This is a genomic window from Brevibacillus sp. HB1.3 (genome assembly GCF_013186635.1).
GTDB classification, from domain to species: Bacteria; Bacillota; Bacilli; order Brevibacillales; family Brevibacillaceae; genus Brevibacillus; species Brevibacillus brevis_D.
Genome location: NZ_JABMIT010000007.1, coordinates 25,808 through 39,097, shown reverse-complemented (window position 1 = coordinate 39,097; position 13,290 = coordinate 25,808). Strand labels below are relative to the sequence as shown.

Sequence of the window (13,290 nt, the reverse complement as noted above, 5' to 3'; positions counted from 1 at the left end):
AGGAGAATTGGTATGAAAATAAACCTTAAAAAAACATCCGTACGTTTGGCAGCTTTAGGATTGGCTACTGCGATTTCCCTATCGGGAGCTTTAGTAGTAAGTGCAAATGAAAACCCAACTCAAAAGACTGCAGCTCAAAACCAAGAATTGTATGCAGGAACTTACAAAAAGCTCTCAGCTTCCGAAGCTCTTGCCGATAAGGCTGTGAAAGCAGCAATCGATCAAGTCTATGTACAGTTTCCAGAAACAAAATCTTATGAGATCATTGCTTATCAAGATGTCGTTTCAAAAGGTGAGTATGATAAGTATGTTATTAGACTTGAAAAAGATTCAAACAACTTTTTTCACTTTGCAATAGATTCGAAAACGGGGAACCTTAGCTATACCATCCAATCATTGGATGCTGCTACCGTTCTATCATACCCAAATGTAAAACCCGGGGTAGATAAATTCTATGCCTCACATCCAGAAGCAAAATCCTATGTGATTTCAAGTGCCAATATTGTAGATAACTTTGTAGGCAAATTTAGCAGATATAACCTTACGTTTACTGGAAAAGATCCCAAACAATCTATCACGATTGGAATAGATGTGAAAACGGGAGAGATTATGCCTACGAAGAAGCAAGAGAATTAGGAAATAGTGTTGTAGACAAGACCTGTTGAGGCTATCTAGAAAGTCGGCGTGGACTGACTTTCTAGATAGCCCCTTTACGTTTTATCACGACCATAAGGCTTTGGTTTTTTGAACTATGCAAACAATACCAGACCTGATCATGATTATGGCAAGCCTGGTACGATGATGACACTTAATTTTTGAATAGAATTTCGCCCACCTGTGTGGAAATGTTGAGCGTTGCATTCCCGGATTGAGCCTCACCCACATATCCATGGACTTCTTTGGAAACAACCGATGTGGTATTTGTTGCTTTTTCAAGATTAACCTGATTATCAATATTCCCCATTTCTGTTGATAAACTTACATATAGAGGTGCTAATTGATCCGGTAGAGCGAATTCGACGTTTCCAAGGTTAGTAGATATGTTACTGCTTTCCTTGCCAATGACATCCGTTACGGTGATGTTGCCAGCATTGCTGCTCACATTTAAATGTTGGACCGACAATTCTGACTCAATGAATATGTCGCCGACTTCATTATCTATCTCAAGGGATTTGAAGTCTTTATAAGGAAGATGGATCGTTAAGGATGGCAAAGGCTCCGTATTTATGAGCTTCTTTTGTTCCTGTTTAAGCATAATCTGTAATGTTCCATCTTGGATCGACGTAGTCACATTGGTATCCATTGCTTTTGAATTGCCCTTGGATAACTCCCATTTTGCTTGATTGATTTGTTTGTCTCCTATGACTTTAACTATAGCTGCGTTAGTCTGAATTTTTAGGGAATGAATGCTAGTTACATCTATTTGAGAAATATCCCCATTTACTGCATTCGAGACATTCTTCATGTCCGATGTTTCTGAATTTGCAATTGCGTTCGTCGGTATAGAAGCGTTTTGCTGGGACGAACTTTGTGTACTAGTGACGGAGGATTCCTTCGTACATCCAGCGATTCCGATACTGGCAGCGGCCAGGAGAATCATTGCCAACTTCATGTTCTTGTTCAAACGTTTATCTTCCTTTCTTCTGCATGCTAAACAGATCATCATTTTAAATTACGTGATCCGTATGTACATTAATCGTACAGTGGTCAGAAAGATTTGGTAACGGACTCTGGCTTGAAACAAAAACTGGACTTAAGTCTAGAAAGAGCCTCCGCCTTTAAACCTAGAGGCACTGTTCAACCAACGGGATCGATAGCGTAATAAAACAGCGGCGAGTCTAAGACTTTTTTTCAGGTCTTAGGTCGCTGCTGTTTTATTAAGACTTTGAACACATCTCACCGTTGACAAGGATAATGATAATCATTATCATAATTAATGGTTGATTGGAAAACATGTCCATCATCCTTTCTTATTCAATGTAACACCTAGAAAAGTAAGGGGGAATTTTTTCATGCGTCTTATGAAACTACCAGTGATGCTTGTATTTATGTCTGCGATGCTGTTACTCGCTGCTTGCGGCAATGCGGGGTCAACTACACAATCTGGTTCCAACCAAGCTGCTACTGCTCAGCCTGACGCCGCGAAGCCGGCAGAAGAGCAAGTGCGCACAGTGAAGCACATGATGGGAGAGTCGACTATCAAAGGCACTCCTAAGCGTATCGTTGCATTGGAATGGAGCTCAGCAGAGCATTTGTTGGCTCTAGGTATTCAGCCTGTAGGGATTGCAGATATTCCAAATATGAAAAAATGGGTGAAGCTTCCTGTGGAGATCGCTCCAGAAGTAGTGGATGTAGGGAGTCGTACTTCCCCCAACCTGGAATCGATCATGATGTTGAAGCCAGATTTGATTATCGGAATTAAACGAAATGTAGAAGCCAATTACGACGAAATGAGCAAGATTGCCCCAACAATTGCCTTTGATACGAATCCTGCTGAAGGTCAGGGATCACAGTATGATCGTATGATCGAGATTTTCAAGCAAATTGCGGATATTACGGGTAAAAATGCCGAAGCCGAAGCCGCTTTGAAAGACCTCGACAAGACTTATGCGGAAGCAAAAGAAAAGCTAACCAAAGCTGGTGCAGATAAAGTTCCATTTGTTCTCGCGATGGGCTACAGCAGCCAAAATGCGGTAGAATTCCGCTTGTCTACGGATAACTCTACAGCAGCAAGCATCTTGATAAATATTGGTCTGACAAATAAGTATAAGCCTAAGAAATTTGAGCAAACCGGAATGACACTCGCAGATGTGGAGGCACTTCCAGCGTTGCAGGATGCGAATTTCCTCCATATCATTCAAAATGATGACAACGTGATTGAGAATCAATTGAAGAACAACCCCGTTTGGAACGGCCTTACTTTTGTGAAAGAAAATCGCGTCTATGCGCTGGGCGGAGATTTGTGGCCGTATGGTGGTACCATGTCTGCAAAGATTCTCGCGAATAAAGCTGTTGATCTGTTGGCAAAATAATGAGTTTAGCCAAAAATAAAATGTTTACACGAACTGACATCACTCCAGCCACTTCCTCACCAAGAGGGGGCTGGAGATTGTTCTGGATGTTAGGGGGTGGACTTGTCGCTCTGTTAGTGCTTACATTTGTCAGTTTGACACAGGGGATGGCAGACATTTCTCTGCGTTCTGTTATTCAGGCCATTATTGCTCCGCAGGACATTTCCGATCACCATATGATACAAGGTGTCAGGCTTCCGAGAACGGTCATGGGGCTTTTGTCTGGTGCAGCATTGGCTATTGCCGGAGCCATGATGCAGACAGTGACACGAAACCCGCTCGCTTCGGAAACGACATTGGGCGTAAATGCGGGTGCCTATTTCTTCGTGGTGTTCGGGATGGTTTTTTGGCCATCATTCTTGCATGACCACCCGCTTCCATTTGCTATGGCGGGCGGAATACTTGCAGCCGTTACCGTATACTTTATGTCTGGCGGGCGAAAAGGCACGCCTGTGCGTGTGGCATTGTCCGGGATGATCGTCACCTTGGTGTACTCCTCCTTGACGAGTGCCATCATCTTGTTTAACGAAGAAACGACAAATGGCATTTTCCTCTGGGGCTCGGGCTCCCTGAAGCAAAATGACTGGTCGGGTGTAGAATTCAGTTGGCCTTGGATTGTAGCTGGAATTTTGGTCAGCTTTTTTATGGCCAGGCAGCTTGATGTACTTAGCCTTAATGAAGAAACGGCGAAGTCATTGGGGCAAAAGGTGGCAAAAACACGGCTTTTCACCATGTTTATTGCGATCTTGGTTACATGCGTCAGTGTCAGTGTGGTCGGTCCTATCGGTTTCATCGGACTCGTGGCTCCGCATCTAGTGCGATTGTCAGGCATCACCCAGCATAGATGGCTGCTGCCGTTATGTGCCATCTGGGGGGCAGCGCTGCTTGTGGCTTCTGATACGATTGCACGTATGTTCATCAATCATTATGGTGAACTTCCGGCAGGAGCCATCACGGCTGCTATTGGTGGTCCATGGTTGATCTGGCTGGCTTTGCGTGTCTCGCGCAGTATGAGTGCTGGGACTGGAGGCTCCATGAGTGTCGGTGGAGCACAACGCAAAGTTTCGTATCCGTTGATTGTGTCCATGCTTGCTGTGCTGCTCGTGGTCGTTTGGATGCTCAGCTTGTCTAGCGGAAACTTGTACCTGCCCTGGACGGAGATCATCGCCATTTTCATGGGACAAGGAAACGAGATGTACAGTCAATTGGTGTTGGAGCTTCGGATGCCGCGACTGTTGACAGCGATGTTGGCAGGTGTGGCACTCGCGATCAGCGGAAGTCTCATGCAGAGTGCAGTACGTAATCCACTGGCTGATCCGCAGATTGTCGGTGTCACGAGTGGTGCGGGTGTAGGGGCGATTATCGTGCTCCTCGTGCTTCCTCAATTCTCGGCTTGGATGCCGCTTGGGGCTGTTGCAGGGGGAATTATCTCTGCTGCAATTGTGTATGCAGTCTCTTGGAAAAGGGGACTCAATCCAATCATCTTGACGCTTGTAGGTATTGCGGTTTCTGCCGCAGGTGCCGCCTTGATCAATATCTTGATCGTACATTCCATGATCCTGGCAGCGCCTGCACTCACTTGGCTGGCAGGAAGTACATACGGGCGGGGATGGATGGAAGTAGGCCGCCTGTTGCCTGCGATCCTCGTTTTAGCACCGATCGCGTGGTGGTTAGGACGTCGGGTGGACCTCTTGTCATTTAATGACGAGAGCTCGACTGGATTGGGGTTAAAGGTGCGGATGACGAGGTTGTCTGTGGCAGTCATTGCCGTGTTGCTCGCTTCAGCGGCAGTTGCCAGTGTCGGAGCCGTAGGATTTATCGGTCTTCTCGCTCCGCATGCAGCACGAATGCTGGTTGGACCCCATCATCGCCGTGCAGTTGTCGTCTCAGCCATGCTTGGAGCTGTATTGCTGGCTGCTTCTGATTTGCTAGGAAGGATTGTCATGATTCCGAAAGATATTCCGGCGGGGGTCGTGGTGGCGTTGCTAGGGGCGCCCTATCTGTTCTTGCTGATGTTTCGTTCGAATCGTTCCTCACAATAGACGTAGGCAAGCACTTGCCAAATACAAAGGTCTCCAACATGATGAAAGTAGAACAGGCTGATTCCGGCAATCAGCTTGTCTACTTTTTCTTGCTATTTTCCGGTGATAGAAGGATGTGAGTCTGTTGACGATGAATCAAAATTATCCTGGCTTTTTGATGACCGCCTTTCGCAAACAGCGATTGAAAAATTTTCATCTGCGTCAGGTGGAGGTAAACACCCATGTCCTTTGCTACGTGGCAGAGGGAAGTGCAGAGATGACAGTTGATGGTCAAAAGCAGATGCTCGAGGCCGGAAAGCTCTTGTTGTTGCACCCGACGACGAAGATAGAAGAATTGCGGTGCCAATCAGGACCGTTGCACATATTCAGGCTACATTACACAGAAGCGAGACACGATCAGCACGAGAGCGCTCCTGAGAGGAAAGAAGTCGAGGTTTTGGCTGTCTCTACACCCGCTTCATTTCTGACGGTATTGGAGGAGCTCTCGCAATTGACACGAAAACGGGACTACTCTTCTTTTTTGCGGAGCCAAGCGTTGCTCTACGAGCTACTTGGTGTTGTTTATGATGAACAGAAAAAGAAAGAGGAAATGGGCATCGGAGCGATTGAGGAGACCATCGCCTACATGCAAAAACACTACCGCGAGTCACTGGAATTGGGAAGCTTGCCGAGACTGGCGGGGTTGACCCCCAGCTCGTATTGCCGTGCTTTCAAACGTGTGACGGGAATGACACCCGGGGAGTATTTGACGGGGCTGCGGATGGAGCATGCCAAAGAGCTGCTTGCCCATTCTGGAGGAAGCGTGAAGGATGTAGCTCGTAACGTAGGTTATACCGATGAGCTGTATTTTAGTAGACTCTTTAAAAAACGCGAAGGATTGTCGCCGCAAATATATAGGAAGCAAAGTGACCAGCGAGTAGTCGTGGTCAGCAAGCTGTTTTTGCAGGATCATTTTCTTGCGATGGGAATTCAGCCGATTGCTGCCCCCTCCTTCCCGAACTACTTTGAAACGAGGACGGGTTTTCCTTCTTATTTACAGCAAAAGCTGCGCGGGACAAAAGCATTGAATGCAGAGCAGTTGATCGATCCGAAAGAAATTTTAACATTGTCGCCTGATGTGATTGTCAGGATGAATTTTTTCCAAAATCGAGAGGCGGGAGACTGGGAGAAAATAAGAGGAACGGTCTTTCTTGACGGTTATCCGAATTGGATTGACTACCAAACCAGATTGGCGACGCTCTTCAAAAAAGAGAGTCAGGCAGAGAAAATCATCAAGCACATCGACAACGTGGAAAAACAAGCAAAAGATGCACTGTTGCCGGTTACACGCAAGGGTGAATGGACGATGATTCGCGTCCTTGCGGATGAGGTGCGCCTATATGGTGTAGAGGGGCACGCCCTCGCTGACTTGTTTTATCACAAGCTTGGATTTGCGCCTGATCCGAATGTGAGCCACGCGGCTTATAAACCAAATGCACTCAACGATCTGATCGAATTAAACCCGGAGCGAATCATCGTGTTCTGGAGTGAACGGGAGCATGTGGCAGCACTGTGGAACAACCCGCTGTGGAGAGACATGCGTGCGGTACGGGAAAACAAAGTGTACCATCCCGCCAATCACGAATGGGACCCATGGGGACCGTTTGGCAGGGAGCATACGATTCAAAGGAGCAAAGCGTATTTTCTCCAGGTCGCACAGGGGTAATCTGGTCCATGGGAATTAGACAATCACGTCCATGGAAAAGGAAGAGGAGTCTCTATATACTATCAATTGATAATTGTTATCACTAAGTTGATAAGTAGAAGTGGGGGCATTCTCGATATGAAAAGTAAGACCAGTTTACGGACCATGCGTCACATCATGACCAGCTTCTTCGCGCTGTGCTTGCTGGTTGTCCTTGCCGGTTGTGGAGGCAATGCCAACCAAGCTCAACAAGCGCCAGCAGCATCGGGAACGACGACTGAGGCTACTCCAACATCAGCACCAGCCGATTCTAGTGAAGTACGTGAAGTGAAACACGCAATGGGTACCACTCCGATTAAGGGAACACCAGAACGCGTGGTAATTTTAACAAATGAAGGTACTGAAGCCTTGCTTGCACTTGGCGTTAAGCCAATCGCTGCTGTACAGTCGTGGGATGAAGATCCTTGGTATCCTCACATCAAAGATGAGATGAAAGGTGTAGAAGTGTTGGGCTTCGAAGACCAGCCGAATCTCGAAGCGATTGTAAGCCTGAGCCCTGATTTGATCATCGGGAACAAAGTACGTCATGAAAAGATTTACGATCAACTGTCCAAAATCGCTCCAACCGTATTCTCAGAAGAGCTGTCCGGTAGATGGAAAAGCAACTTCATGCTGTATGCAGAAGCACTAAACAAGAAGTCGGAAGGCGAGCAGGTCCTGAAAGAATTCGATGACCGTGTAGCTGCTGCGAAAGCAAAGCTGGGTCCGAAAGCTTCTACCAAAGTATCCGTAGCGAAATTCTCCAAAAAAGGTGTACAAATCTATCAAAAAGATACCTTTAGCGGTGTGCTGCTCGATCAACTGGGACTCGCACGTCCAGCTTCCCAGGATGTAAACAACTTTGCAGAAATGATCAGTGAAGAAGGCATGTCCGCTATGGATGGGGACATCCTGTTCTACTGGGTAACGGAGCCAACGAAAGAATCTAAAGACGTTTCGAACAACGCGAAAAAATGGATGGAAAGCCCGGTCTTCCAATCTCTGAATGTGGCGAAGACCAATCAAGTTTTCCAAGTAGACGAAACGGTCTGGAACAAAGCAGGCGGCATCAAGGCAGCGAATTTGCTGCTCGAAGATATCGTGAAGCGCCTCGATGTGAAGTAAGAACAATACAGCGTCAAAGCGAGAGACCTCATCCGAAGTATGGATGGGGTCTTTTCCTGGCATAATATGGGATGGCCGCTTAGTTTATGTACCTTAAAATTTCCAGTCGCTTGTTCAACCATGACATTTGTCATGTCTCCGACTTGACGTTTATGACTACAGCGGCCAGACGCTATTTTCTACAATAAAGATAGAATATAGTGTCCGGCGCACTCCATGTCTCATGCGCTTCGGTCGAGGAGGAAACAATTGATGCATCAAGCCAACATTGCCGAGTTGAAAAAGAATGTTGCCCCCTTTGAAAAGTCAGACATGAAAAAGAGTATCCGACAGCTAGTCAATACGTTAGTTCCCCTGATTCTGCTCTGGTACGGAGCTTATCTCAGTCTATCTGTGTCCTATTGGCTGACGCTGCCTATCGTCATTGTTGCAGGTGGCTTCGTCATCCGTACTTTCATCATTTGCCACGACTGCTGCCACCAATCCTTTTTCAGAAATCGTCTGGCGAATGACATCGTGGGGACAATTACTGGTGTGCTTACCCTCGTGCCGTATGAACAGTGGAAAAATAGTCACAATATTCACCATGCTACGAGCAGCAACCTCGACAAACGAGGCGTAGGCGATTTGTGGATGTTAACTGTTAATGAATATCTCGAAGCTCCTATCTGGCGTAAAATTGCTTATCGGCTGTATCGTAATCCGATCGTTATGTTTGGCTTAGGCCCTATTTTTGTCTTTTTGCTCCAATATCGTTTTAATGTAAAACGTGCTCGCCGCAAAGAGCGGTTGAATACGTATTTGACGAATGTGCTGTTGGTTGGTCTTTATTCGGTCTTAATCTGGGCGGTTGGCTGGCAAGCATTTCTGCTGATTCAAGGTCCGATCTTTTTTGTCTCAGGATTGTTTGGGATTTGGCTGTTTTATGTACAGCATACGTATGAGGATTCGTATTTTGAGAACGAAGAAGAGTGGAACTACGTGAAAGCAGCAGTAGAAGGAAGCTCCTACTACAAGCTGCCGAAGGTTTTGCAATGGATCACAGGCAATATTGGCTTTCACCACGTCCATCACTTAAGCCCACGGGTACCGAATTACAACCTGGAAAAAGCACATATCGAGACGCCGCCGCTTCAGAAAGCGACAACGATTACACTGGCGGCCAGCGTGCAGTGCCTGCGTTTTCATTTATGGGATGAGAGTAACAAGCGCTTTGTGAGCTTCAAAGGCATCAAGCGATTGGCTACTACTGCTCCATCTGAAGCGATTATGGATGCACTCCAAGGCTCCAAACCGAGTTTGGAAGGAAAATAAGCCTGCCATAAACCATTGAATTCCGATACACTTGAGAGAGTGGCGAAGAAAAGGTGGGCAAGCATGCAAAAGCAGAAGTGGTATCACATTCTTCAAAAAAATACGGGCTTGAGCCCTTATGTGTGGGTTGTCTTCTACATCCTGCCATTTTATTTCATCTTCCGGTCATCCTCGACGTACGAAGCGGTGATCGGAATTATCATGATCATTCTGTTTTTCATTTGCTATGTATTCTCCTTTCTGTCAAAGGGCTGGCTGATTTACTTTTGGACGGGTGTGCAGATCATCATATCCATCGCCATGACCTTGATGTTCGGCTATGTGTATTTCTCGCTCTTCTTGGCGTTTTTTATCGGGAATATTGAGAACAAGATCGGCTTTGTTACACTTTACACGGTTCATTTGATTAGCACCGCCATATCGGTTAACATCGGCTTTTTCACCAAAAACGCGCAATTGATTGGCCAGCTTCCGTTTGTTTTGGTTAGTATGGTTGCTGTCATTCTCTTGCCCGTGACTACGTACAACTGGAATAAGCGCGAGAAGCTGCAGGGAGAGCTGGAGCATGCGAACAAGCGGATTTCAGAGCTGGTCAAGCTCGAGGAACGCCAACGCATTGCCCGTGACTTGCACGATACGTTGGGGCAGAAGCTCTCCCTGATTGGGTTGAAAAGCGATTTGGCAAACAAGCTGATCAACAAAAATCCTGCTCTGGCGAGAACGGAGCTGGAGGAAATCAGGCAAACGGCGCGAATCGCTTTGAAAGAAGTACGGGAAATGGTCACACAAATGCGTGGGACGCGGCTTGAGGATGAGATGTTTCGGATCAAGCAAATTTTCAAGGCAGCGGATATTGAATTCGTCCTGGAAGGCGACACGAATCTGACCAATACTTCGCTGATGACAGAAAACGTGCTGTGCATGTGCCTGAAAGAAGCCGTCAACAATATTGTGAAGCATAGCAATGCCACTGCCTCCTCCATTGTCATCGAACCCACTCGTACCGATCTCGTCGTAAGCGTAACGGATAATGGCATTGGAATGGCCGAGGAATTGGTTTACCGGGGTAACGGTTTGCGTGGGATGAAGGAACGGCTGGAATTCGTCAACGGAAGCATGGAAATCCAGTCCTCAGTGTCTGGAACACAGCTAGTGATCCGGGTACCCAACATCTTCAAACAACCGGAACAGGAGGTGGGAAGATGATTCGCATTGTCATTGCAGAGGATCAGAGGATGCTCTTGGGAGCTCTTGCTTCCCTGCTCGATTTGGAAGAGGATATGAAAGTCGTCGGAAAAGCAAGTAATGGTGAGGATGCGGTCAAGCTCGTGCATCAGCATCAGCCCGACATTTGCATTATGGATATAGAAATGCCAGTCAAAAGCGGATTAGATGCTGCCGAGGAATTGAAAGGCAGCGGGTGCAAGGTGATGATTCTTACAACCTTTGCCCGCCCCGGTTACTTCGAACGAGCTCTGAAGGCAGGCGCAAACGGCTACTTGCTCAAGGACAGTCCGAGCGAAGAGCTGGCTAGCTCGATTCGCAGCATTATGGCTGGGCGGCGGATCTACGCGCCTGAGCTGGTCGATGAGGCATACGGGCAGGAGAATCCGCTGACGGAGCGGGAAAAGGAAGTCCTGCTTTTGGTCGCTGACGGGAAGAACACCAAGGAGATTGCCAGTCAGCTGTACATTACGACAGGGACTGTGCGGAATTACATCTCCGTCATTCTCGACAAGCTCGGTGTGAGCAATCGGATCGAGGCGATTATGCATTCAAAGGAAAAAGGCTGGTTTAAGTAGCAGACCAGCAGGAGCAGGCCCTTTCTGTTTTGGCAGGAAGGGTTTCTTTTTTATGGGGTTATGATTGATGATCTGGTATATTTAGTATGATTTCATCCACTATCGTATAGGAATGCTACTAGCATATTTTTTATAGTTTCCATCTTTATGGTAAAGGGAGGCTTAAAGTGAATCCAGAAACCGATGATCCTAAACAAGTTGTTTTACAGGTTGGAGGAGTATTAAAAAAAATTCGTAAAGAGAAGCATTTGAGCCTGGAAGATTTATCAGAATTATCCGGTGTGAGCAAGCTGACACTTGGAAATATTGAGCGTGGAGAAACCAACCCAACAATCGGGGTGCTGTGGAAAATTTCGAAATGCTTATCTATCCCACTCTTGGCGTTATTCTCAACCGAGAACAGTGTAAATTTGTCCAGAGCTGGGAAGGGACTCAGAATTGCTGGGGATAATAAAGATTGGGTCATTGAACCAATCTTTCAAAACGTAAGTAATGAAATGGAAACGTATAGAGCTTATTTACAGCCGAATAGCTCATACTATCCAGAGAAGCATCACCACAATACAACGGAAATTGCGACGGTCATGTCGGGAACCCTCTCCATCCATGTAAATAATGAGTCATACGTCTTGAATCAGTATGATTCGATTAGTTTTTGTGCAGATGGCCAGCATTCCTATATAAATCAGTCCGACGAGCTTGTTGTGCTCCATATTATATTGAAATACGGGGTCTAAAAATCGATCCCCTGTATGTTCATAAACTGCCACGACTATGACCCTTTATCGACCGAATGGTTGCTAAAGGGTTGTTTGTTGTATTATAGTATATGTTGTTTGTTGAAAGGTATATTATAATATACTTTTTCTTCGGTTGCGTATTAACTCCTGTATCTAATCTAATAGACAAAGAGGGAAAATGATGAGCAAGCAAGAGATAAAATCAAATCCAAGCGTTACTAGATCAGCAGTTTGGGTGGTTATTGTAGGAATCATATTTATTGCAGCTAATTTACGGGCTCCTTTAACCTCGGTGGGGCCTTTAGTTGGTCTTATTAGGGACGATGTTCATATTTCGAATACGCTGGCAGGTATGATTACCACGTTGCCCCTATTAGCTTTTGCACTTTTTTCTCCTATTGTTCCTAAATTAGGACGAAGGTTTGGAGTAGAAGGAATCATTCTAATTTCCATCATCCTTCTTACTTTTGGGGTTATTTTGCGTTCTTTCTCAGGAACCGGTACTTTATATATCGGTACCGCTGTTCTTGGATTGGCAATTTCCGTTTCTAATGTATTGTTACCGAGTCTTATAAAGCGGGAGTTTCCCAGACAAATTGGTTTAATGACTGGTGTATATTCCATTTCTATGAATTTATTAGGGGCAATTGCATCTGGTATTAGTGTTCCCATTGCAGTTGGATTAGGAGTTGGATGGCGAGGGGCGTTGGGAATATGGGCCATTCTTAGTTTGGTATCCGTATTATTTTGGTTACCTCAAATGAAACGCCGCAATATGGAAACAGCCACTGTTCATAATCAATCGGCGGATAGCAGTGTGAATATATGGCGTTCCGCACTAGCGTGGCAAGTAACCCTGTTTATGGGACTCCAATCTACGTTTTTCTATGTATTGATCACATGGCTACCTGAAATCTTAAAGCAGCAAGGAATAAGCTCAGATCAAGCTGGTTGGTTCCTATCCGTTATGCAGTTAGCCTTGCTTCCCTTTACTTTTATCGTTCCGATTATCGCTGGGCGTATGTCCAGCCAACGTTTATTAGTTACAATAACGGCCATTTTGCTTTTAATGGGAACGCTTGGATTACTTTACGGAAGCGCGAATTTCATTGTTTGGTGGATCATCATGCTCGGAATTGGTGGAGGTTTTGCATTTAGTTTATCGATGATGTTTTTTGGTTTACGCACAGAGAATGCTCAACAAGCTGCAGAGTTGTCCGGTATGGCTCAATCAGTTGGATACCTGCTTGCCGCAATAGGCCCGACCCTTTTCGGATATCTGCATGATGCAACGGATAGCTGGACGGTTCCCCTTCTACTTTTGGTTTGTGCGTCAATCTTACTCTTTGTATTTGGTCTAGGTGCAGCTAGAAATCGTTCTATTGGTTCAAAAGCAACGATTCCACCGAGTAACACTCCGCCAAATGCGAAGTAAGTAAACCAGGCGTGTACTTTTAGCTTCCCCAGCCTATG

Annotated in this window: 11 protein-coding genes; 10 read left to right on the top strand and 1 reads right to left on the bottom strand. The window is 46.0% G+C overall.

Translation table 11 applies throughout. The features are described 5' to 3' along the window. Nucleotides 1–12 precede the first annotated feature (12 nt). Entirely contained in the window at nt 13–636 is a 624-nt protein-coding gene (locus HPY31_RS17305; RefSeq protein WP_172141717.1) for a hypothetical protein, read from the top strand. 172 nt (nt 637–808) lie between these two features. On the opposite strand, the gene HPY31_RS17300 is transcribed toward HPY31_RS17305, so the two are convergent. Continuing rightward, the gene (locus HPY31_RS17300; protein ID WP_172141716.1) at nt 809–1,624 is read right to left on the bottom strand and encodes a DUF4097 family beta strand repeat-containing protein; all 816 of its coding nucleotides are present in this window, start codon (nt 1,622–1,624) and stop codon (nt 809–811) included. Between the two features lie 388 nt (nt 1,625–2,012). Here HPY31_RS17300 and HPY31_RS17295 point away from each other — a divergent pair, with 388 nt between their 5' ends. From HPY31_RS17295 to HPY31_RS17255, 9 genes are all read left to right on the top strand, one after another. Then, a complete protein-coding gene (locus HPY31_RS17295) occupies nt 2,013–3,032 on the top strand; it encodes an ABC transporter substrate-binding protein (protein WP_172141715.1) in 1,020 nt (339 codons plus the stop codon). Beyond that, nucleotides 3,032–5,113 carry a Fe(3+)-hydroxamate ABC transporter permease FhuB gene (gene fhuB, locus HPY31_RS17290; protein ID WP_483297066.1) on the top strand — a complete coding sequence of 694 codons (2,082 nt, stop codon included), beginning with the start codon at nt 3,032–3,034 and terminating at the stop codon, nt 5,111–5,113. The genes HPY31_RS17295 and fhuB overlap by 1 nt, the downstream gene beginning before the upstream one ends. Before the next feature lie 130 nt (nt 5,114–5,243). Beyond that, nucleotides 5,244–6,818: a helix-turn-helix domain-containing protein gene (locus tag HPY31_RS17285; protein WP_253901846.1), complete on the top strand. Its 1,575-nt coding sequence runs from the start codon at nt 5,244–5,246 to the stop codon at nt 6,816–6,818. A gap of 117 nt (nt 6,819–6,935) precedes the next feature. Beyond that, entirely contained in the window at nt 6,936–7,961 is a 1,026-nt protein-coding gene (locus HPY31_RS17280) for an ABC transporter substrate-binding protein (protein ID WP_172141713.1), read from the top strand. Nucleotides 7,962–8,213: 252 nt separating this feature from the next. Further along, nucleotides 8,214–9,275 (top strand): Delta(5) desaturase DesA, encoded by a 1,062-nt coding sequence (gene desA / locus HPY31_RS17275; RefSeq protein ID WP_172141712.1) that lies wholly within the window; start codon nt 8,214–8,216, stop codon nt 9,273–9,275. Between the two features lie 63 nt (nt 9,276–9,338). After that, a complete protein-coding gene (locus HPY31_RS17270) occupies nt 9,339–10,481 on the top strand; it encodes a sensor histidine kinase (protein WP_172141711.1) in 1,143 nt (380 codons plus the stop codon). Further along, nucleotides 10,478–11,077, top strand: coding sequence for a response regulator transcription factor (locus tag HPY31_RS17265; protein WP_012684534.1), 600 nt, complete (start codon nt 10,478–10,480; stop codon nt 11,075–11,077). The genes HPY31_RS17270 and HPY31_RS17265 overlap by 4 nt, the downstream gene beginning before the upstream one ends. A 167-nt stretch (nt 11,078–11,244) precedes the next feature. After that, nucleotides 11,245–11,814: a helix-turn-helix domain-containing protein gene (locus tag HPY31_RS29205; protein ID WP_172141710.1), complete on the top strand. Its 570-nt coding sequence runs from the start codon at nt 11,245–11,247 to the stop codon at nt 11,812–11,814. A 184-nt stretch (nt 11,815–11,998) separates the two neighbouring features. Next, complete coding sequence (locus HPY31_RS17255) at nt 11,999–13,252, top strand: CynX/NimT family MFS transporter (RefSeq protein WP_172141901.1); 1,254 nt, start codon at nt 11,999–12,001, stop codon at nt 13,250–13,252. Nucleotides 13,253–13,290 lie beyond the last annotated feature (38 nt).